Annotated in this window: 17 protein-coding genes; 14 read left to right on the forward strand and 3 right to left on the reverse strand. The window is 30.7% G+C overall.

Translation table 11 applies throughout. The features are described from left to right. Positions 1–79 precede the first annotated feature (79 nt). A complete protein-coding gene (locus TD29_RS15295; RefSeq protein ID WP_040281875.1) occupies positions 80–5,386 on the reverse strand; it encodes a T9SS type A sorting domain-containing protein in 5,307 nt (1,768 codons plus the stop codon). Positions 5,387–5,701: 315 nt separating this feature from the next. Between TD29_RS15295 and TD29_RS15300 the strand changes: the two genes are divergently transcribed. Beyond that, positions 5,702–6,652 (forward strand): glycosyltransferase family 2 protein, encoded by a 951-nt coding sequence (locus tag TD29_RS15300; RefSeq protein ID WP_040281877.1) that lies wholly within the window; start codon positions 5,702–5,704, stop codon positions 6,650–6,652. 143 nt (positions 6,653–6,795) lie between these two features. On the opposite strand, the gene TD29_RS18740 is transcribed toward TD29_RS15300, so the two are convergent. Next, positions 6,796–6,963, reverse strand: a complete 168-nt coding sequence (locus TD29_RS18740) for a hypothetical protein (protein ID WP_206539802.1) — start codon at positions 6,961–6,963, stop codon at positions 6,796–6,798. Positions 6,964–7,122: 159 nt separating this feature from the next. Further along, positions 7,123–7,500, reverse strand: coding sequence for a class I SAM-dependent methyltransferase (locus TD29_RS18745; protein WP_052467143.1), 378 nt, complete (start codon positions 7,498–7,500; stop codon positions 7,123–7,125). Positions 7,501–7,934: 434 nt separating this feature from the next. Here TD29_RS18745 and TD29_RS15310 point away from each other — a divergent pair, with 434 nt between their 5' ends. The 13 genes from TD29_RS15310 to TD29_RS15370 all read left to right on the forward strand — a co-directional run bounded on the left by TD29_RS15310 (position 7,935) and on the right by TD29_RS15370 (position 24,241). Further along, a complete protein-coding gene (locus tag TD29_RS15310) occupies positions 7,935–8,948 on the forward strand; it encodes a glycosyltransferase (RefSeq protein WP_052467144.1) in 1,014 nt (337 codons plus the stop codon). A gap of 27 nt (positions 8,949–8,975) precedes the next feature. Further along, a complete protein-coding gene (locus TD29_RS15315) occupies positions 8,976–10,520 on the forward strand; it encodes a lipopolysaccharide biosynthesis protein (RefSeq protein WP_040281879.1) in 1,545 nt (514 codons plus the stop codon). Positions 10,521–10,550: 30 nt separating this feature from the next. Further along, the gene (locus tag TD29_RS15320) at positions 10,551–11,657 is read left to right on the forward strand and encodes a glycosyltransferase family 4 protein (protein WP_040281882.1); all 1,107 of its coding nucleotides are present in this window, start codon (positions 10,551–10,553) and stop codon (positions 11,655–11,657) included. Positions 11,658–11,674: 17 nt separating this feature from the next. Beyond that, the gene (locus TD29_RS15325) at positions 11,675–12,799 is read left to right on the forward strand and encodes an O-antigen ligase family protein (RefSeq protein WP_084203504.1); all 1,125 of its coding nucleotides are present in this window, start codon (positions 11,675–11,677) and stop codon (positions 12,797–12,799) included. A 217-nt stretch (positions 12,800–13,016) separates the two neighbouring features. Continuing rightward, positions 13,017–14,867: an asparagine synthase (glutamine-hydrolyzing) gene (asnB, locus tag TD29_RS15330; protein ID WP_040281886.1), complete on the forward strand. Its 1,851-nt coding sequence runs from the start codon at positions 13,017–13,019 to the stop codon at positions 14,865–14,867. A 4-nt stretch (positions 14,868–14,871) separates the two neighbouring features. After that, the gene (locus TD29_RS15335) at positions 14,872–15,951 is read left to right on the forward strand and encodes a glycosyltransferase (RefSeq protein WP_040281888.1); all 1,080 of its coding nucleotides are present in this window, start codon (positions 14,872–14,874) and stop codon (positions 15,949–15,951) included. Further along, the gene (locus TD29_RS15340; protein WP_040281890.1) at positions 15,951–17,111 is read left to right on the forward strand and encodes a glycosyltransferase; all 1,161 of its coding nucleotides are present in this window, start codon (positions 15,951–15,953) and stop codon (positions 17,109–17,111) included. Before TD29_RS15335 ends, TD29_RS15340 begins: the two co-directional genes overlap by 1 nt. A 2-nt stretch (positions 17,112–17,113) precedes the next feature. Next, a complete protein-coding gene (gene asnB, locus TD29_RS15345) occupies positions 17,114–19,015 on the forward strand; it encodes an asparagine synthase (glutamine-hydrolyzing) (RefSeq protein WP_040281893.1) in 1,902 nt (633 codons plus the stop codon). A 27-nt stretch (positions 19,016–19,042) separates the two neighbouring features. Next, positions 19,043–20,188, forward strand: coding sequence for a glycosyltransferase family 4 protein (locus TD29_RS15350; protein WP_040281899.1), 1,146 nt, complete (start codon positions 19,043–19,045; stop codon positions 20,186–20,188). Positions 20,189–20,193: 5 nt separating this feature from the next. Beyond that, on the forward strand, positions 20,194–20,808 hold the full coding sequence (locus TD29_RS15355; RefSeq protein ID WP_040282222.1) for a sugar transferase: 615 nt from the start codon (positions 20,194–20,196) through the stop codon (positions 20,806–20,808). Then, positions 20,809–21,825, forward strand: a complete 1,017-nt coding sequence (locus TD29_RS15360; RefSeq protein ID WP_152611539.1) for an ATP-grasp domain-containing protein — start codon at positions 20,809–20,811, stop codon at positions 21,823–21,825. 234 nt (positions 21,826–22,059) lie between these two features. Further along, positions 22,060–23,076: a peptidoglycan bridge formation glycyltransferase FemA/FemB family protein gene (locus TD29_RS15365; protein ID WP_040281902.1), complete on the forward strand. Its 1,017-nt coding sequence runs from the start codon at positions 22,060–22,062 to the stop codon at positions 23,074–23,076. Positions 23,077–23,206: 130 nt separating this feature from the next. After that, positions 23,207–24,241, forward strand: a complete 1,035-nt coding sequence (locus tag TD29_RS15370) for a polysaccharide deacetylase family protein (protein WP_241485291.1) — start codon at positions 23,207–23,209, stop codon at positions 24,239–24,241. Positions 24,242–24,250: the final 9 nt, after the last annotated feature.

Below are 24,250 nucleotides of genomic sequence, written 5' to 3' on the forward strand. Positions count from 1 at the left end.
ATTATATATAATAAAAAAACCATTGCTAACATGATTTACGTTAACAATGGTTTAAACTTCAATTCAACTAACTATATTTTTATCGTATTGGTATTTTCTTTATCAAACTAGTATCATCATAAATTAACTTCACAACGTAAATTCCTCTAGAATATGTTGACACGTCTAATTCTCTATTCATTTGAGACATGTCTTGAAACTCTGATGGATTAAAAAGTTCTGTATAGACCACTTTACCTGATAAGTCATAAATTGAATACCCTTTGGCAGTCACAGACTGTAATCCATCAATTCTTATTTTCAAGATATCTAACATCGCGTCTTGGTAAATAAAGAATTCAAATGCTTCTGTTTCAGTAGGGTTTTCAATAGTACTACACTCTTCTACAAAAACCATTATAGAATCTTCGTCACTATCTAATGCATTATATACTAAAACCGAATATTCGGTATCTTCATTTGGAGACACTTCAATACTTTGAGTTGTTTCTCCATTACTCCATAAATACTCATCACCTCCTGTTGCAGTAAGCGTGGCCATTTCATTAGTACAAATTACTAGATCTTCTCCAGCATCTGCCTCAATAATTTCTAACACATTCACTAACACAGCTTTAGTGTCTTCACAGTTATTTATAAAGCCTGTAACTTCATATGTTGTGGTTGTTGATGGGCTTACAGCAATGTTAGGTTGTGTTGCTCCATTATTCCAGGCATACGTATTTGCACCAGATGCTGAAAGCGTTATAAACTCGCCTTCTAAAATCATAACATCATTTCCATTTGTAATAACCACATTTGGATTAGGATTTACACCAACTTGAACCTCAGCATCAGCTTGGTAATCACCTTCAAAAACGGTAACAGTATAGGTTTGAGTATTAGTTGGATTTACGGTAATACTTTGCGTAGTCTCACCAGTGCTCCATAAATAGCTATCACCTTCACTTGCCGTAAGGGTTGTTTCATAACCGTGACAAATAGTTTGATTAGCTCCTGCACTAGCTGTATATATAAAAGGCTCAACAATAACAGTTACCTCATCAATAGATTCACACCCATTTGAGATACCTGTAACTATATACGTTGTAGTCTCTACTGGGTTCACAGAAATACTCGATGTTGTTTCTCCCGTATTCCAAATATAAGCATCTGCTCCTATTACTGATAGCGTTGTAGACTCTCCTTCAACAATTGTCACATCATTTCCAGCATAAGTTTGTGGCACATCGTTAACAATTACTAATACATCATCTGTACTTGAACAATTATTTTCAAAAACCTCTACAACATACGTCGTTGTACTATTTGGGTTTACTGTAATGTTTTGTGTTGTTTCTCCTGTACTCCAAAGGTAAGTTGAACCTCCAGAAGCTGTTAAAACTGTTTCATTTCCGAAGCAAATTGTAATATCATTTCCTGCATTTGCTACTGGAATATCATTAACTGTTACAATCACACTATCTGCATTTGATTCATTCCCATTTGAACTAAATGCTGTAACCGTATAGGTTGTAGTTGCTGTTGGCGACACTTCAATAGTTGCAGTTGTTTCTCCAGTATCCCATAGATAAGTTGCGCCTCCTGTTGCAGTAAGCAAAGTACTTTCTCCATTACAAATTGTAACATCTGCTCCTGCATTAGCTGTAATATTTTCTGTTTCTACGGAAACGATAACGTCATCACTAATTTCGCATCCATTAGAAATACCGGTTACGGTATACGTTGTTGTACTAGTTGGACTTACTGTGATACTTGCTGTAGTCTCTCCAGTACTCCAAATATAGGTATCTGCTCCAACAGCAGTTAATGTTGTAGAATCGCCTTCTAGTATTAAAACATCATTTCCAGCATAGGTTTCTGGTAATGCATTTACAACAACTGTAACACTATCATCATCTGATGCGGTTTGCGCTTCATTAAAAGCGGTAACCGTATAATTTGTTGTTTGACTTGGACTTACAGTTATACTTGCGGTAGTTTCCCCTGTGTTCCAAAGGTACGTTGCGCCTCCAGTTGCAGTAAGCAAAGTACTTTCTCCATTACAAATTGCAACATCTACTCCTGCGTTTGCTATTATATTTTCAGTTTCTACAGAAACGATAACGTCGTCACTAGTTTCGCATCCATTAGAAACACCTGTTACGGTATACGTTGTTGTACTAGTTGGACTTACTGTGATACTTGCTGAAGTTTCTCCAGTACTCCATACATAAGCATCTGCTCCAATAGCTGTTAATGTTGTTGAATCGCCCTCTGTTACCGATACATTATTTCCAGCGTCTGTAGCTGGTAATTCTTTTACCGTTACAGTGATGTCATCAATACTAGAGCAATTGTTTTCAAAAACTTCTACTGAGTATGTTGACGTTACATCAGGACTTACTGAAATCGTTTGTGTTGTTTCTCCTGTGTTCCATAAATATGATGTTCCGCCAGAAGCTGTTATTGTGGTTACATTTCCGAAGCAAATTTCAACATCTTCACCAGCATTTGCTATTGGCAGTTCATTTACGTTAACGGTAACGCTATCCTCTGCAGTATTATTTCCAGAAGTACTATAAGCTGTAACCGTATATGTTGTGGTTGTTGAAGGTGACACCTCTATTGTAGTTGTTGTTTCACCTGTGCTCCATACATAGGTGACACCTCCTGAAGCCGTAAGTGTGGTGCTTTCTCCGTTACAAATCTCTGAATCGGCTCCTGCATTAGCAGTCACATCGTCTGATTGTATGGTTATTGTAACAGCATCTGTAAATTCACATTGATTACTAGTTCCTGTTACAGCATATGTTGTAGTATTTGATGGGTTTACAGTAATACTTTGGGTCGTTTCTCCTGTGTTCCAAAGATAAGTATCTGCTCCTGTAGCTGTTAATGTAGTTGATTCTCCTTCAAAAATGGTTTGATTTTCTCCAGCATCAACATTTGGAATGTCATTAACTGTTACTGTAATTTGATCTGTACTCGAGCAGTTGTTTTCAAAAACTTCTACGGAGTATGTTGTAGTTGCGTCAGGACTTACTGAAATTATTTGTGTTGTTTCTCCTGTGTTCCATAAATATGATGTTCCGCCAGAAGCTGTTAATGTGGTTACATTTCCGAAGCACATCTCAACATCTTCACCAGCATTTGCAACTGGTATTTCGTTTACAGTTACAATAACACTATCCTCTGCTGTATTATTTCCAGAAGGGCTATAAGCTGTTACTGTATATGTGGTAATTTCTGTAGGAGATACTTCAATCGTAGCTGTTGTTTCTCCTGTGTTCCATAAATAGGTTGCTCCACCTGTTGCTGTTAATTGAGTCGATTGGCCAATGCAAATCTCAGTGTCAGCTCCAGCATTAGCATTGACACTGTCATCTAACAAAAAAACGGTAACGGTATCTGTGTTTTCGCAATTGTTAGTTGTTCCTGTTACCAAATATGAGGTATCTAGCATTGGATTTACTGTAATGCTTTGGGTCGTTTCTCCTGTGCTCCATACATATGAATCTGCTCCAGTAGCTGTTAAAGTAGCAGTTTCTCCTTCGAAAATGGTTTGATCTTCTCCAGCATCTACATCTGGAATGTCATTAACTGTTACTGTAACTTGATCTGTACTTGAGCAATTATTTTCAAAAACTTCTACTGTATATGTAACTGTAGTATTTGGGTTAACGGTAATTGAGGCTGTTGTTCCTCCATTACTCCATTGGTACGAATCACCTCCTGATGCTGTTAAAGTAACTGGGCTCCCTATACACGTTGCTATATCTTCTCCTGCGTTTGCAGTTGGAACTTGGTTTACGGTAATTGTAATTTCATCTTGCGTTGTACTACCATCTGAATGTGTTCCTGTAACAGTATATGTTGTAGTCACATTTGGTGTAACTTCTAAAGTTGTAGATGTTTCTCCTGTGTTCCAAATATAAGAATCTGCTCCTGTAGCTGTTAGGGTTGTACTTTGACCTTCGCAAAGTGTGTCTGTATCACTTATGATTATTACTTCGTATCCTAAGGTTATTCCATTTATAAACTCTTCAAGGTTAGTGTAACCATTTCCGTTGTCGTCTCCATTAGAATCTCTAGTTAAATCACCAAAGGTATTTAGTTCCCATTGATCTGCCATCCCATCATTATCAGTATCATAATCGTTAGACCTAGTGTTATTTGGTAGCGTGGGCTGCGTCCATGATTTATTTGATGGATTTGAACTGATCCCGTTTAAAACATTTGAAATTTTTGTACTATCAAAACTGTCTTGATACTCTCCAAAAGTACCGTCAGCATTTAAATATCTATTGGACCCAACATCATTAGTTACATCTGCGTAAGCTAATTGTGGGGCTTTAATATCAGGTCCTTGACCTAGCAATTGATGTTGAGTTGTAGTAAACCTATTTGAAGATATTGATTGTCCTGGATAATAGAAATCAGTCCACATATCTCTATCATCTAATTGTGGTGTAGGATAAAACGTAGCATGATAATTATTAGCTGTATAAATAACTGGTGTAGAAGGGTATTGTACAACGTTGGCTCTAATATCAGAACTATAGTCACCTGGTTTATAGTAATTTCCAATATGGTTTATCATTGGTGAATCATCATTAGCATTTGCTAATCTGTTTCCCCAATTAAAGAACACATTATTTATGATATCCCATTGTAAATTTCCTCCCATATTAGGTGTTCTATGAGTAACATCTACAAAAAGATTATTACTAAATGTCATATCACCTCTTGGATGCGTACCACCAAGTCCTAAAATAATTTGTGTTGAATTTTCAGAAAAAACACATCTTTGTATGGTTATATTTTTTAACGGACCATAATATGAATCCATAGAGATAGCTTGATCGTCACAAAAACTAAACGAACAATGATCTAAGATTAAACCATTGGTTCCATTTGATATAAAACCATTATGATTATAAACATCGTTTTGTCCTGTATAACTCCCGTTTCTAAATCTTATATAACGCCAAATACCGTTGTTACAAGGTTCACTAGAGTTGCCCATTTGAATAGGTTTCCCACTAATAGTAATACCTCCTTGAGGTGCAGTTTGTCCTGCCACCGTAAAGTTTGAATTGGCAACTCCAAGTTCTAAAAGACTTGTCATATGGATTCTTCCGCTTACATCAAAAACAATTGTTCTAGGAACAGTCATTAGCAGTGCGTTTCTCAAACTACCAGTTCCGCTAGCGTTGAGGTTTGTAACTCTTACCACAATTCCTCCGCGACCTCCAGTTGTGTAGGCGCCAGCGCCTTCTGCGGTAGGAAACGCTAACTGTTGTGAAAACAACGTTGATGTTGATGATAAAATTAATAAAACTGTAATAAACAAGGTATACGCTTGATTACCAAGTTTATGGCGTAGGGTTTTTGAGAATGTCATTTTTATTAAATTGGGGCTTAATAAGTGAGCAATTTATAGAAATATTTTACATAAACACGTTTAAAGTATTAATTATTCGTTAAAGTGTATTTAAAAGAACAATTATTCTTACAAAATGCATGATTTTTCTTAATCAATATGATTTTCAACTATAACTGTAGCATTATGGATAAGAAAATCTTAGCATGAGATATCTAAGTTTGTAAGAGCATGTTTTAATATCAAATTATATAAAACGCTATGGATATAGATAAAAAACCAACATTAGTACTTACTTTTATACACTAACATTACTCTTATAGATATTACCTATAAATGAATTTAAGACATTATATACCACAATTAGAATCGATAGTAGATAATAATTACAAGTTTACTTTTACGGTTTTTACTCCCGTTTATAATGCAGAAAAGACGATTAACAGAGTACATGAGTCATTGTTAAAGCAATCATTTGACGATTTTGAATGGGTTATCATAAATGATGGTTCTACAGATGGGTCACATGAAGTTATACTAGATATTATAAATTCCTCTCCATTAAACATCGCTTACATTAATAATAAAAAAAACAAGCATAAAATGGCTTGCTTTTTTCAAGCCGTAAATTTAGCCAACGGTCATTTGTTTCTAACATTTGATGCCGACGATGAATGTTTTCCGACTGCTTTAGAAACCTTTAATAATGAATACTATGCTTTATCAGAAAAGGAAAGAGAGTATATTATTGCAGTTACAGGTCTTTGTGTGGATCAAAATAGAAATGCGATTGGAAATCAATTTAATCCGAATCCGTTAATTAGTGACACTTTTGAAACCACAGCTATTAAAAATATTACTGGAGAAAAATGGGGTTTTACAAGTACAAAGCATCTACAAAGTATAACATTTAACGATTGTTTTATTGAAAATGGATTTATGATGGAAGGTATTATTTGGACTCTTTTTGCTAAAAATGGATATAAGACAAAATATATTAATTCTATAGTTCGCATTTATCACACGGATATTGAAAATTCAATATCGTCTAGCAGTCATGAAAAAACAGCTTTAGGAGCTGTAATTTACAATATTGTAATATTTAATTGGTTTTATAAAAAACATGCTTTAGCAGCACCAAAGTTCTTTTTAAAAAACTTGTATTTTCTAATCTCAAAAAGTAAGTATTTAAATTTAGATCTAAAAAACTACATAGCTTCCATAGACTCATTAGTTATCAAATTCTTATTTATAATATTATGGCCTTTAAGATATTTTTTTAAATAGTCCTACATACTAAATCAGCGTTAAATTAGAATTTAAACAGAGACCTACCTTTACATCTTATAGATCGGGTATTTTATTAAGGCAAACTTTTTAAACTCATTAAACAATTATTAAGGCCTAAAAAAATAATAAATACACATTTTTTAACACTTCGAAAAAACGTACTCATTACATTCATATCCTCCAGCATTAGTTTTAAGTAATTCTAATTTGTAGTTTCTATCTCTATAAAAATTAAAAATCAATTCTATTGTTGCAACTTCAAAAGGATAACCTCCCACCCAATCAATCAAATCATAATGTGGAGACATCCCTCTATTATTTTTTGTTAGTCTCTACGTATAGAATGGTTTCCTTCTAAAGAATAGATCATAAGTAAATATTTTCCTCCAAATTTTAACATAACATAACGTAACCATAATTGATTTAAAAAAGTTAGAAGACCTCACGTAAGTAGATTTAATTTCCCTTCAAATTTTAGATCTGTTCCCTTGATTATTATATATAGCAATACATAAGGTTCCATCTTTTTTAACATTACTATCAACATTAGCAAGTGCTTTGATCATATCACCTGTATGATGAAGAACACACCATGAATACACTATATCAAATTCTCTAAGAGTTTTCATATAGTCTTCATTAAGAGCCGAACCTTGCTCAATACTCCAAAGCATATCATCTTTAAAATACTTTTGTTTTAAATATTTGGTACATTCCACGGACTGTTCATCGTAATCAAAAGAAAATACTTCGGCACCCATTTTCCTTGCTACTAATGAAGAAAGTCCGCTACCACTCCCGACATCTAAAAACCGTTTTCCAGATAAATCATTAACTCCAAGCATGTTGATTAGCCCTCTCTTAGAATCTTGCTATGCGATCATCATTTAAGTGTATTAAAAAATTTTTCCAATTATTCCCAAACTTAAACCGTTCTCTTTGATCGATCTCTTCCATATTAGAATATTTAAAATAATTCTAAAAATAGGAATAAAATTGTTCGCATAATTGATTGACTACAAGCGTTATAGAATTATAAATCAAAAATTAAGAAATTAGATTTCATTATAAAACATCACATAACAAGTGTATTTCATACCATTTTAAAACCATTTAATCTAAACAGTTTGTTTTATTATAAAAGAAGTTAAAAAATAATTTATTTTCGCAGTTCGAATACCTAATTAAAAAGTTGTTTTACATCCAAACAAAACCTTCAATTATATCTACTTATGATTTCAAGATTTAACTTGAAAACATTTATAGCTTAATATTTATTATGGAACCAAAGATTAGTGTAATAGTACCAGTGTATAATGTAGAAAACTACCTCAAAGTTTGTATTGATAGTATTACTAACCAGTCGTATACAAATTTGGAAATTATACTTATAAATGATGGTTCTATAGATAAAAGTGGTGAAATTTGTGATCAATATGCACATAATGATTCTAGAATAATAGTTAGACATCAAGAAAATAAAGGACAAAGTTCAGCTAGAAATATTGGCTTAACATTAGCTACTGGTGACTATATTGGATTCGTTGACAGTGATGATTGGATAGAATTAGACATGTATAAAACCATGATGCAAATTGGTTTAAATCATCAATTAGACATCATAGAATGTGATATTAATGTATCTCGAAATGGTGAAAACACTAATTTTAAAAAACCTGGTATATTAAAATTAGAGAATACTAGCCAGGCAGTAGAGCGAATTTTAAAAAGCACACAATTCTCAGTATGTACAAAATTATTTAAAAAGTCTATAATTGGTAATTCTAGGTTTTTATTAAATAAAACTTCTGAAGATGCGTACTTTGTTGTTGAAAATATTCCTAAATCTAATAACATTGGCTATTATAGTTGTCCTTTTTATAATTATAGATCAAATCCTAATGGCACTACAAAAAGCCCATATAATTTAAAAAGATTTGATGATGCTATTACTTCAACCCTATTTATCAAGAGTAAATGGACGCCAAACACATCTAGTTGCGTAGATTCATTAAAACAAGATACAGATGACAAATTATCTAATATAGTTTTAAGCTTTGTATTAAAGGAATTAATGTATCATTATAAAATGCTAAACTATTATCCAGAATTAGATAAAAAATACGAACATCGTAAGAGGTTAAAAAAACTAATTGATACTAATTATTTTAAAAGCAAGTCTCATAATAAAGAGTTAAAACAAGCTAAAAAATTATCTATTAAATCTTTTGAAGTTATTATAAGTATAAATAAATTTAAGCATAAAATATTAAAAACGAATCAATTTTCGTAGTCTTTAATTTTTATTTAAAAAGCAAAAATGTCTAGAGTTTCTAAGTCTTTAAAAAATGCAAAAATTGGAGCGTTCTTTTTTATTTTTTCAATTTTCGCTCAATTTTTTACAAGAAAAATATTTCTAGATTTTCTAGGTGATGAATTTATTGGTCTAACATCAACCTTAAGAAGTGTATTAGGTTTTCTAAACTTAGCTGAATTAGGAATTGGAACTGCAATTGGATATGCTCTTTATAAACCTATTTTTGATAATAATCATTCAGAAATAAATAAAATAATAGCCCTTTTAGGCCTGTTATATAAACGAATTGGAATTTTTATTTTTAGTGTTGGTATCATCATATCCTTATTTTTTCCATATTTTTTTGGAGATACTCAATTCTCATTTGGGTTAATCTATTTTGTATTTTACTCCTTTTTAATTTCAACTTTATTAAGCTATTTTTTTAATTATCACATGACGCTGTTAGAGGCTGATCAAAAAGGTTATGTTGTTCAAGTTTATTTTCAGTCGTTAAATATTCTTAGATTAGTTTTTCAAGGGCTCATAGCTTACTATTTACAAAGCTATTATGCTTGGGTTATTATGGAGTTGCTATTTTCTGTTATACTGAGTTTTATACTCAGAAAAAAAATAAAGCAGCACTACCCTTGGCTCATTATAGTCTCAAAAGAAACTTCCAATTTAATTAAAAAATACCCTGAAATAATTACAAAAACTAAACAATTATTTGTTCATAAAATGGGTTCTTTTGTTAAAGATGGCACAGATAATATTTTAGTATATGCTCTTGTAAATGTTCAAAGTGTTGCTTTTTTTGGTAATTATCAACTCATTTTCATGAATTTGATTAGCTTGATGCAAATAATTTTTGCAGGTACTGGTGCTGGAGTAGGAAACTTAATTGCAGAAAATAACAAAAAAAATATTGAAAAGGTTTTTTGGGAAATGATGGCTTTACAATTTTTTATAGCTGGTTTTTTTAGTCTCGCTGTATACTACCTAATTAGTCCGTTTGTTATATTATGGATTGGAGATGAATATGTTCTTGAAGAATTTATAGTTCTATTAATGATAGGAAATTTTTTCATAAGCTTGATTAGATCTCCTGTGCAGCACTTCCAAAATGCTTACGGTTTGTTTTCAGACACTTGGGCACCTGGACTAGAAATTATAATTAATTTAATCATTTCTTTTATTTTTGGAAAACTTTGGGGTATTTCGGGTATCTTATTAGGAACGTTCACCAGTTTAATCGTAGTTGTCATGTTATGGAAGCCTTATTTATTATTTACCAAAGGTTTTAAGACAAGTACATGGAAGTATTGGACAGGCTTTATACCCCTAACACTTGTTTTCCTTGTGTCAGCCTATATCGTTAACGTGATTTACTCTAATTATTTAGATCATGATAACCTAAACTTTTTATCTTGGTGTTTCAATTCGATAAAACTAAGTTTTACTATTCTTATCGTATATGGACTATTAATGTACATTAGCTCACAAGGCTTTAGAGATTTTAATCATAGAATATTCATATTGATTAAAAATAAGATTTATAAAAATTAATTAAAACCTCTATTTTTAACAGTCTACACTATGAAAAGTCCTAAAAAAAAGATAGCCTTCGTTATAGCTTCTCTCGCCTCTGGAGGTGCAGAACGTGTTATATCTAATCTTAGTAATGACCTCATAGAAAAATTTGAAATTGTTATTATTACATTTGAAAAATCAACACCTTTTTATACATTAGATAAACGTATTAAAGTTATACCATGCCTTAATTCTATTATACAGCCAAGTTCTTTTATTCAATCTTTTAAATTAAATTATAATTTAACAAAAAGAATATATCAAATATTAAAATCTGAACAAGTTAATATCGTTATAGGTTTCATTACTTCAGCTAATATTTTAGCAACTATTGCGGCTAAATTTTATCGTATTCCTTGTATTATAAGTGAACGTAACAACCCTATAATTGAAGATGTTCCTAAGTTTTGGGTGTTACTTAGAAAATTTATTTACCCTATTGCAAATAAAGTGGTATTACAAACTAAAGGTGTTAAAAAAATATACGATAATAAAATAGACGCACATAAAATTCATATACTACCAAATCCTATTTCTTCGGAATTAACGCAACTAAGAGATAGTTCTGTTTATAAAGAAAATCTAATACTAACCGTCGGACGATTAGATAAAAATAAATGTCAAGAGGATTTGATAAAGGCTTTTAGCAGCATTAATGTCGAAAACTGGAACTTATTAATTATTGGTGAAGGGCACAAAAAACAAGAATTGACTAACCTTATTAATAGCCTGAATCTTGGTGATAAGATTAAAATTATTTCTAAAGTCAAGAATATAGATGAATATTACAACAAGGCATCTATTTTTGTATTTACTTCTAAAACTGAAGGATTTCCCAATGCACTTCTAGAAGCCATGCACTTTGGCTTACCTTGTATCTCAACAGATTGTGATTTTGGACCATCAGATTTAATAAATGATGGTGAAAATGGTTTTCTCGTACCTGTGAATCAAGAGGTGATTTTAAGCCAAAGATTGCAACAACTAATGTGTAATAAAGAGTTAAGAGATAAATTCTCATCGCAATCAAAACTTAGCACTGATAATTATCAAAGTAAAAAAGTTGTGAAACAGTGGGAAGATTTAATAAATTCTACTTTTAATCGTGTATAAAGCAATATATTTCTGAAATGAAAATTCTTAGAATAATAATTTTACTGTTAATTTTATGGAATTTGCCTTCTATAGGTCTTTCTGCAATGGGAGATGGTGTTGGCAGCTTACTAAGCTATCTTACTATTACTTTAATAGCAGTTTACTATTTCTTTGAAGAAAAATCAAAACCAAATTGGTGGATTATTGTATTATCGTTTTTTTATTTCATAATAGCTAGTTTCCAATATTATGGCACTCCTAAGGTATTCATGCTTGAAACAACAAAATATTTCATTTTTGTATTAGGTGGCTATGAATTAGTGAAGCGAGTGAATAAAGAAGAACTGTTTTTTATACTACTCTTAGGTACTATAAGCGTTGCCATAGAAGCCCTCTACTTCCCCTCAAAATTAGGTAGATATTCTGGTTTTTATTTAAATCCCAATGAAGCAGGATTCGTGTGTATTTATGGATATGCACTTGTGTATAGTCTTAAAAATACAAGTTTTAAACTACTAGGTCAATTTGTGTTCACTTTAATGGGACTATTAACATTCTCAAGAACGTTTATTGTAATTTGGCTCATTCTAAATATTATATCCTTAAAAATTAGCATTAAAAATATTCGAATATTAGGTATAGGCGTTTTAATATTTAGCTCGCTTATTTTTATCGATGAAGTTGTAGGATTAAATAATCCTCGTTTTAAACAACTCACAAATATTATTAAAAATGAAAATGTATCTGTAAATGAGATAAATGAAGATTCTAGAGTAGATACTTGGGCACAACATTTTGATGAAATTTTAGAATCACCTTTTTTTGGCAATGGTTATGGCACCTTTTCTGGAGGAACTGGCCATTTGGGTGTGCATAATAGTTATTTAATGATTATTGGAGAAGCCGGAATATTTCCATTCCTTATCCTAATAGCTTACATGGGTTACTTGGTCTTTTGGAGTATTTACTTTTTTAATAGAACTCCGTATTTAATTATGCAAACAATAGCAGTAACTATGTTTTTGTTAACAGATCATAATTTCTTTACTCATTATTATGTGCTATTAGTTACCATGTGGATTCAATACCAAATAGTATTAGAAAAAGAACGCTTTTACGAGATTAACAATTCAATAGAAGTTGATACTACTGACACTTAATTTACGTATTGTCAATATCAAGAATGCACCGTTTTAATGAATACCAAACATTTTTAAAACGCTATAAATATAGTTATTGACTAAAGTTTCCGCAGAAAATAATAAAACATACTACAATCACTTTATAGCTTAAAAATACATTTGATAGATGTTTTTAAGTATAAGTTGATTAAATATCTATTTTTGTTAAAAGAATTAAACCCAAATTGAAGCTTTTATGTGCGGAATATACGGAACCACTCTCAATTACAGTGAACAACAAGTCAAAGACAAATTAAAGCGTACAGCTTTTAGAGGTCCAGACAAAATGGGATGGCAATTTTACAAATCTGATAATCATCAAATTACATTTGGTCATAATCGCTTATCAATTATTGATTTGGATCCAAGATCAGACCAACCATTTACCTATTACGAACATATCCATATTGTGTTTAATGGAGAAGTGTATAACTTTAAAATTATTAAAGAAACATTAACAAAAAAGGGTTATAAATTTACTACCACAAGTGATACTGAAGTATTATGTGCAGCCTATTTAGAATACGGTCAAAACTGTGTAGATCACTTTGATGGGATGTTTGCATTTGTAATTTATGATGAAAAAAAACAACACTTTTTTGGAGCTAGAGATCGCTTAGGAAAAAAACCATTTTACTACTACCATAACGGTAAATCTTTTGAATTTGCAAGTCAGATTTCATCAATCCAAATGTATATGGATGATCTTACCATTTCTGAAAAAGCCATTGCGTATTACTTAGCTTGGGGTAATATTCCTGATCCTCAATCTATTTTTAATGAAGTAAAAAAATTAAAAGCTGGTCACAAATTCACATTTGATTTAAACACAGGTCAATTTGAAACCGAACCATACTGGGACATCGATTATAAAAATGAAAGACCTTATCAAGGTACTTATGAAGACGCAAAAAAAGAATTAAACCATATTTTAAAAGACACAGTTTCCGCTCGTCTGTTTGCAGATGTACCGGTTGGAGTTTTTCTGTCTGGAGGTGTTGACTCTTCGTTAGTTGCGTCAATAGCATCGCAAACATCTAATACAAAAATCAAAACGTTTTCAGTAAAATTCAATGAAAAAGGTTTTGATGAAAGTAAATATGCACAACAAGTAGCAAATCATCTTCAAACAGATCATAACGTGATAGAATGTAATTATGATGAAGGCATAGATCTTATTCAAGATTTTTGCCATTATTATGATGAGCCGTTTTCCGACTCATCTGCAATACCTTCAATGTTACTCGCTAAACACACCAAAAAACAAGTTACCGTTGCTTTATCTGGTGATGGAGGTGACGAAAGTTTTATTGGTTATCATAGATATGATTGGGCTAAAAAAGGAAGTGTTGTTTATAAACTACCCTTATCAGTTAGAAAAGTAGGTGCTAGTATTTTAGCACTCGCTCCTAATTACAAATTAAAAGTTATTTCAAAGGCATTACTTTATAAAGACCAAAATGAAGTTTATTTGAGCGCCATGACAGGTGTAGATAGATCATATGTTAAAACTAAATACGATACCAGAGATATTGATGAATTAAAATATCTAGTTCATGATAATAAAAACTTTTATGAACGCATCTCTGATTTTGACACTAAAACATACCTTAATTTTGATATCAATACTAAAGTTGATAGAGCTACTATGGCATTTTCATTAGAAGCTCGTGCTCCTCTGCTCGATCATCGTGTTGTGGATTTCGCAAATTCACTTCCTACTGAGTTTAAATTTCATAAAGGTGTAATGAAACGTATTTTAAAAGATGTACTTTATGAATCTGTACCAAAACATATTTTTGATCGTCCAAAGGCCGGGTTTACAATGCCATTTTCACGATGGTTTAAAGAAGACTTAAAAGACTATGTACTAAGTGAACTCGATGACCAATCTTTAAAATCTATACCATGTATTGATGTTGAAAAAGTTCAATTTATGATTAAACAGCATATGGATGGTAGCTGGAATAGATATCCTCTCATTTGGAACCTTCTTGTGCTTAAACAATGGCTTAATAACAACGGTAAAGGATATTCTATCAAATAAGTGTATGACAACATCTAAAATAGATATAGTTTTTGTGCTACCATCGCTTGTTGCAGGTGGTGCCGAGCGCGTAATGTCATTAATTGCCAAAAATATTAATAATAACGATTTTAACACCACATTAGTGGTTATTGGTTACGAAAAAGATAAGGCTTATAATGTTGATGGATTACATGTAATATATCTAAATAAACCTCGTGTTGGCAAAGGTATACCAATGCTATTTAAATACATGGCTAAAGCTAAACCAGATGTTGTTGTGAGTTGTATGTCACATCTAAACACAGCATTGGCGCTCATATTATTATGTTTTCCTAAAATTAAATTAATAAATAGAGAAGCTAATATTAAAAAAGTGACTGCGCTGTATAATACAACTAACAATTCTTACTTCGGAAATGTTCTCAAACAAGTAGCAGATAAAAGAACAAATGCAATTATTTGCCAGTCAAAAGATATGGCCGAAGAGTTGATTTCAGAATATAAAATTCCGAAGTCAAAAATCACAACAATTAATAATCCAATCTCTGATGATTTCAAACCATCTCAAAACAAAAAAAATAATGCGATAAAAACATATATAACCGTTGGTCGTTTACATGAAGAAAAGGGACATTTGAGGTTATTAAATGTATTATCAAAACTCAATACACCTTTTAAGTATCTAATTATTGGCACTGGTGAATGGGAAGCTAACATAAAAAAGCACGTTGAAAAATTAGATTTAAAACCACACGTTGAATTTATAGATTACACTAACGAAATACCAAAATATCTAGAAACTAGTGATATCTTTTTACAAGGTTCATTTGCAGAAGGCTTCCCAAATGCTCTTCTAGAAAGCTGCGCTATTGGTACACCTGTAATTGCTTTTAATGCTGTAGGAGGCACAAATGAAATTGTAGAACAAGGTGTAAATGGGTATTTAGCAAACGATGAAAATGAGTTTTTAAATTATATAAAACAACTTAATCAACAACCTCTAAACGCAATAGCGGTTAGCAACAGTGTATTTGCTAAGTTCAAAAAAGAACACATTGTAAATCAATTTGAAGTCTTAATAAAAAAAGTAGCTCAATCGTAATGAACAAAAAAAAACTTTGCGTATTAGCCATAAGCCTATCATCTGGTGGAGCAGAACGTGTAATAAGTTTATTACTCAAACATTTGGTAAAAGATTTTGATGTAACTCTTATTTTATTATCCAACAACATTTTCTTTGAACTACCTAAAAACTTAAAAATCATATATTTAGGTAAGCCTGAAATGGTAGAGATTACCTCGCCTCTACTAAAATTAAAAGGTATGGCTACATTTGTATATAAATACCGAGCCATCGCTAAAAAAGAGAAATTTGATATCGTTATGTCATTTCTAGCTCTACCTAATATAATAAATGGTCTTGTTACATCTAGACTTAAACCAAAACCAAAAACTATTATAAGTGAACGTTGTTTCCCTTCAAAGATGTATGCTAATAATAATTTTGCTATGAAAGTTGCAAAAACGTTTTATCCAAAGTTTTATAACAAAGCAGATGTATTATTTTCTAACTCTTTACATATCAATCAAGACTTAAAGGATAACTTCGGAATAAAAATTCCTATGAAGTTAATTTACAACCCAATAGAAATAGAACATCATAAACCATATCAAGACAACTACAAAACAACCGATAACTTTAAGGTTGTGAGCGTAGGAAGTCACACACCTGCTAAAAATCAAATTTTACTTTTAAAAGCATTACAACATTTAGATACAACCTATACTTTAACCATTCCGGGAGCAGGACCTCTCACAAATGATTTAACCGATTTTGCTAAAGATAACCGTCTAGAAAATCAGATCGTCCTACCAGGAAGTGTCAAAAATGTTAAAGACTATCTTTTAGAAAATAATTGTTTTGTACTCTCATCTAATACCGAAGGTTTTCCTAATGTACTTTTAGAAGCAATGGCAGTTGGATTACCCGTTATTTCAACCAATTGCATGTCTGGACCTTTAGAAATTCTTAACGATAATGAACCTATTAATATTGCTAAGGGAGAATTTTATTTGGCAAAGTATGGTATTTTAATAAATACCGAAGATGACATGGCATTATCAAAAGCTATTCTATTTTTGCGTAACAATGATGATCAACGAAAAACATATAGTGAATTAGGATTTCAAAAAGCCCAAAACTTTAGTTTACCTAAAATATATGATCAAGTAAAATATTTATTAAACCACCAAATCAACTAATTATGTGCGGAATTAATGGCGTCATATTTAAATCCAAACAAGATGAACAAACCGTAAGGCAACAACTTACAGTTATGAACGATCTCATTATTCACCGTGGACCAGATGATGATGGTGTATTTATCAACGCAACACCAAATTATAGTGTTGGTATGGCAATGCGTCGCTTATCAATTATTGATTTAAGTTCTGGACAACAACCTATGTTTTCCGAAGATAAAAATATAGCCATTGTTTTTAATGGTGAAATATATAATTTTAAAACCCTTAAACATCAACTAGAAGCCAATGGCATACAGTTTAAAACAACTAGTGATACAGAAGTTATTTTAAAACTTTATGAATTAAAAGGCATAGAGGCTTTTAAAGACCTTGATGGCATGTTTGGCTTGAGCATTTATGATTTTAATGTAGGTAAAGTATTCATTGCTAGAGATTATTTTGGAGAAAAACCGTTGTATTACACAACTACTAACGAAAAATTTTATTGGGCTTCTGAGCTTAAATCAATAATAAATAGTTTACCAGTGAAACCTCAAATTAGCAAAACAGGTCTTAATTTATTTTTTAGATTAACGTATATACCTGCTCCAAATACTATTTATGAAGGCATTTACAAATTAGAGCCTAATCATTTTATAAGCTATGATCTCAAAACCAATACAATAGATATTGAAAAAATTCATGCAGATCAAGCTATTGAAAAATCAACATTATCTTTTAACGATGCCAAAAAAGAAGTAAATAAAAGAATGTTTGAAAGTGTTGAAAGTCGTTCAATTTCTGATGTGCCTTTGGGTACTTTTCTTTCTGGAGGTGTAGATTCTTCGATAGTTACCTATTGTTTAGCAGATATGACAGACGCTAAAATTGATACGTTTTCTATTGGTTTTGAAAAAAAATCATTTGATGAAACCGATAAATCACAGGTTGTTGCAAAAATGGTAAACAGTAATCATCATGAATTTGTTATTAGTGAAAATGATTTAAAAAAACATACGCATGACATTTTAATGAATTTTGATGAGCCTTTTGCAGATTCGTCCTCGCTCCCAACCTATCTCGTTTCAGCAAAAACAAAACAACACGTTAAAGTTGCTTTAACTGGTGATGGTGGTGATGAAGTATTTGGAGGTTATAACAAATATTATATAGGAAAACTTAACGCAAAATATACTAACGTCGTACCAAAACGTGTTCACAATGCCGTAAACAAATTTTCTGGAAAGTTATTACAACAAAAAGAAGATAGTCGTGGTATAAAATACAGACTCAACAAACTCATTAATGCTATAGACTATACTAATAACTATTATTGGGATATCATTTCTTTAGGGCTTAATGACAATGATATTAAAAGTTTATTGGTATCAGATTATCAACAGTCAAATATTTTTGATTATTATAAAACCAAATCAAATATTAGCAATCCTAAATCATTAAACGATTTTAGAACTGTTGACCGTCATTTAAGTCTAGAAGGTGATATGTTAGTTAAAGTAGATCGTACCAGTATGCTTAACTCGTTAGAATGCCGTTCACCATTTCTAAATCGAGAACTTTTTAATTTCACCATGAGTTTACCCGAAGATTATCTCTTAAAAAAATGGAGTAAAAAGCACATTCTTAAAGAAGCCTTCACTGATGTTTTTCCAAAAGGATTTTTAGAGAAATCTAAACAAGGATTTGGTGTTCCTGTTGGAGATTGGCTTCGTGATGGACTTAAGACAGAATTATTGAGTTACATTGAGTTACCATTATTAAAATCTCAAGGTATTTTTAAAATTACTGAAATTCAAAAACTAGTAGAACATCATATTCATGGTAAGGCAGATAATACGTTTAAGGTTTGGTCTTTCTTTTGCTTTCAAAAATGGTATATCAATACCTATTTAAATTCTTAACCTTTTTTAAATTAGAAACAAAAGCAATTGAAAAAATTAATTCGTATTACCACAGTACCTTCCTCTTTAAGATCACTCTTAAAAGGGCAACATCGTTTTATGAGCAATTATTTTGAAGTTATAGGTGTGTCTGGTGATGGTGATGCGCTTCAAGATGTGCGACAAAACGAAGGTATTAAAACACACGTTGTGGAAATGACGAGAACCATCACACCTCTTAAAGATTTAAAAGCAACGTACAAACTATATAAGTTTTTTAAAAAAGAACGTCCGTTTATTGTGCACACGCACACACCAAAAGCAGGAACCTTGGGCATGTTAGCTGCAAAATTAGCAAAAGTCCCTCATCGTTTGCATACTATTGCAGGACTGCCTTTGCTAGAAGCTACAGGTAAAAAAAGAATGCTATTAGATAACGTTGAAAAATTTACATACAGCTGTGCAACAAAAATATTACCTAACTCATATGGTTTAGAAAAAATCATCATAGATAATAAGTACACCAAACCTGAGAAATTGCTCGTTATTGGTAATGGAAGTTCTAATGGTATTGATACAACACATTATGATGCTAGTTTAATTTCCGAAGAAAAAAAAGAAAAACTAAAACAAGAGCTAGAAATTAGTGATAATGATCTCGTTTTCATTTTTATTGGAAGACTTGTAAAGGATAAAGGTATTAATGAATTAGTACAAGCTTTTAATCACTTAACTAAAAAACAAACCAATATTAAGCTCATTTTAGTAGGTTATAAAGAAACTATTTTAGACCCTTTATTACCAGAAACTGAAACTTCAATTTTAGAAAATAAACACATTTTAGCTGTTGGCTTACAAAAAGATATTAGACCCTATGTTGCAATTTCTCATGTGCTAACTTTTCCTAGCTATAGAGAAGGTTTTCCTAATGTGGTGTTACAATGCAGCTGTATGGAATTACCATGTATAGTATCTAATATTAATGGTTGTAATGAAGTAATTGAAGATCATGTTAACGGCCTTATAATTCCTTCAAAAAACGTAACCGATTTAGAAAAAGCAATGCAATTCATGATCGATTTTCCAGATAAAAGAATAGACATGAAAAAACATACAAGATCAAGAATTTTAGAACGTTACGAACAAAAATTTGTTTGGGACAAACTTTTAAATTATTATTACAGTTTAAGTTAAAGACTATGTATAAAACCATAATTAAACCGCTTTTTGATTTCCTTTCGGCTAGCATAGGCTTTATATTATTACTACCCATTTTTGCTGTAACTTGGGTAATTTTATGCATAAAAAATGATGGAAAAGCCTTTTTCTATCAAGAACGTCCTGGAAAAAATGAACGCATTTTCAAAATTATTAAATTCAAAACCATGAATGATAAAACAAATCAAAATGGTGAATTACTCCCAGCACAGCAACGAATTACAAAAACTGGTGTTTTTATTCGGAAATATTCTTTAGATGAAATTCCTCAACTTTTAAACGTCATTAAAGGCGATATGAGTCTAATTGGCCCAAGGCCATTACTTGTTAAATATTTACAAGTTTACAATGAAGAACAAAAACAACGTCATCATATTAAACCAGGTATAACAGGTTGGGCACAAGTAAATGGAAGAAATGCTATTAGTTGGGAAACTAAATTTGAATATGATGTATGGTATGTAAATAATTTATCATTTTTATTAGATATAAAAATCTTATTTTTAACATTATATAAAGTGTTTAAAAAAGATGGAATTTATAGTGTAGATAATGATATAATGTCTGATTTTACAGGAACAAAAACAAATAATTAATTGAATTTGAATATTCTATTTACATGCGCAGGAAGGCGTAATTATCTTATCAATTATTTTAAAAAAGCCATTGGAACCGATGGTAAAATTTTTGCAGCAGACATGGATCTGTCTGCTCCTGCTATGATTGATGCAGATGTACCACTTTTAGTACCTAGTATTTATGATGAAAATTATATTGAAGCACTTAAAACTATAATTAAAATTCATAGCATTAAAGCCATTATTTCACTTAATGATTTAGAACTACCAATTTTATCAAAACATAAAAACGAACTGGAGACCTTTGGAGTAAAAGTTTTAGTCTCTAATGAAGACGTTATTGACATAACATTTGATAAATTAAAAACCTTCAATTTTATTAAAAATATTGGTTTAGAAACACCACAAACCTATACAAAATTAGAAGCTGTAAAAATTGCTTTAAAAAATAATCAAATTCAGTTTCCACTAGTATTGAAACCTCGTTGGGGAAGTGCTTCTATAGGTTTAAGCTTTCCAGAATCTATGGAAGAATTAGAGTTAGCATTTAAGCTTTTAGAATTAAAATTAAAAAAATCGGAATTAACTACTGTAAGTTCTAAAAACAGCAATGACGCTATTTTAATACAAGAAAAAATAGATGGTATAGAATATGGTATGGACATTGTAAATAATTTTGAGAACGCTTATTTTGGCACGTTTGTTAGAGAAAAACTAAGCATGCGTGGTGGTGAAACAGATAAAGCTGTCTCTGTAATTGATGAACAATTTCAAAAACTAGGAAGCCAATTATCTAACCAACTTAAACATCTTGGAAGTTTAGATTGTGATGTCATATTAAGCAAAAATAAAATCTACATAATAGAATGTAACCCAAGATTTGGTGGTGGTTATCCCTTTTCTCATGAAGCAGGAATTAATATTGCTGCAATTTATATAGAATGGCTAAAAGGCAATACTAATGTAAATCATTTTAATAATTATGTCTCTGGTAGAGTATTCTCTAAATGCGATAGAATAATTAATATTTCTTAACTATTAAAAAAAAAAAAAATATGTTAATGATTAAGAGTTATATTGTTTAGACAATGAATTTCTTATATTTGGTTTTTTAATTATTTTCTTAAAAACAACATTAACAATTAACTACCTATCAAGTATTTATCCAAAAAAAATAATTAAATTTTTAGAACATCAGCTATTAATAAATAATCAATAAATCAACCAAAGAACTTTTGATTTTATGATTTTGCGTTTAGGGACCAAAACATGATTGAAATAATAAAAAGTAAAAATGAATGGGATTCTTTTCTTGATAAAGTAAATCATTATGATTTTTATCATACTTACGATTATCACGAATTATCATTAAAAGAAGACGAAAAGTGTATTTTGATAACTTATATCGAAAACGATACACTAATAGGACTTCCATTTATTGTACGGCCAATTCCAAATACTAAATATTACGATATAACTTCGGTGTATGGTTATGCTGGTCCTATATCTAAAAATATTAACGAAAATTTCAATAATTTAAAGTTTTTAAACGCGTTAAATGCGTCTTTAAAAACTCAAAATGTAGTCTCTGTATTTAGTAGGCTAAATCCTTTCATTGCTTTTCAATCACAAATGTTAAATGGTATTGGTCACATTGAAAACATAGGTCAAATTGTACACATAGATTTAGAAAAACCTCTTGATATTCAAAGGCAAAATTATCAACGTCGTATTAAATCTCAAATCAATAAAGCAAGAAGATTATGTAATGTAAAAAAATCGACTTCCAAAAAAGATATGCTTGAGTTCATTAATATTTATTATGAGAATATGGACAGAGTTCAAGCAAGAGACTTTTACTATTTCAAACCAGAATATTTTTTGAAATTCCTAGAATCCAGCAGCTTAAATATTGACTTTTTAATAATCACACTAAAAGATACTAACGAAATTATTGCCGGAGCACTCTTTCTTAAAACAAATGATATCGTTCAATATCACTTATCTGGTTGTAAAGAAGCCTACTTAGAAGTCACGCCTTTAAAATTGTTAATTGATGAAATGAGAATTATTGCAACTCAAGAAGGGTATCATCATTTTAATTTAGGTGGAGGTTATTCTAGTAAAAATGATTCTTTACTACGATTTAAAATGTCATTTTCTAAACAATTACGAGATTTTTATGTTTGGAAACATGTGGTTAACCAACAACTTTATGATGATTTAACAAGCTCAAATAAAACCGTACAACAAGATTACTTTCCCCAATACAGAAGTCCAAACTAGTTTACATTAGCAACGCATAAAGTGAAAATCTTTAACAGATACATAAATCTGGTCTACTACTGTCCAATTTTTTTTTCTTCGGAAATTTTAAAGAAAACACAAATACAAACTACTATTATTTTATTTACTTTTGAGTAAAGAAAATTTAGAAATGAGAGGTCATTTAGTTATTTCATTAGATTATGAAATTCATTGGGGAGTTTTTGATAATAAAAGCGTTAATGAATATCGAAAAAATCTAGAAAATGTCAATGAAGTAATTGATAGATTACTGGAGTTAAGTGATACATATGGTATTAAACTTACATTTTCTACAGTTGGTTTTTTATTTGCTAAAAACAAAACCGATTTAGTCAATTATCTTCCCACACAAAAGCCTACTTATACTTTAAATAAATTAAACCCCTACGACTTAATAGACTCCAATGGCAACAACGAGTATGAAGACCCTTTTCATTATGCATATTCTAAAATTCTAAAAATTAAACACAATGGTAACCATGAAATTGGAACCCACACATTTTCACATTTTTACTGTCATGCTCTAGGGCAAACAATAGAACAGTTTAATGAAGATATAAATGCTGCCATCAATATTGCACAACCACTTGATATTAAAATTTCAAGTATCGTTTTTCCAAAAAATCAAATAAATCCAAATGATGACATTGATAAACCTTATTTAAAAGTGTGTAAAAAGTATGGTATTACTAGTTTTAGAGGAAAAGAAAAATCTTTCATTTATAATATTCACAGCTCTAAAAAATATCGTAATTTATTTATTTTTAAAGCGATGAAGCCTTTAGATGCCTATTTTAATATAACAGGTACCAACACATACAATCTTAAAGCTATTAATAAAAATAGTATTATTTTCAATATCCCTTCCAGTCGATTTTTAAGACCATACAATACTAAACTAAAACTGTTTGAAGGTCTAAAACTAAGAAGAATTAAAAAGGCCATGACCTATGCTGCCAAACATAACGAAGTGTATCATCTTTGGTGGCATCCTCATAATTTCGGAACTAACATAGATGAAAATTTTAAAAACTTAGAAACCATTTTCAAAACCTATCAAATGTTAAATAAATCTCATGGTTTTCAAAGTGAAACCATGACTAGTCTCACAGAGAAATTTAATAAGACTCGTACTCATGATTAATTTAAGGTT

It is taken from the genome of Psychroserpens damuponensis (genome assembly GCF_000826655.1).
In the GTDB taxonomy this organism is placed as follows: domain Bacteria; phylum Bacteroidota; class Bacteroidia; order Flavobacteriales; family Flavobacteriaceae; genus Psychroserpens; species Psychroserpens damuponensis.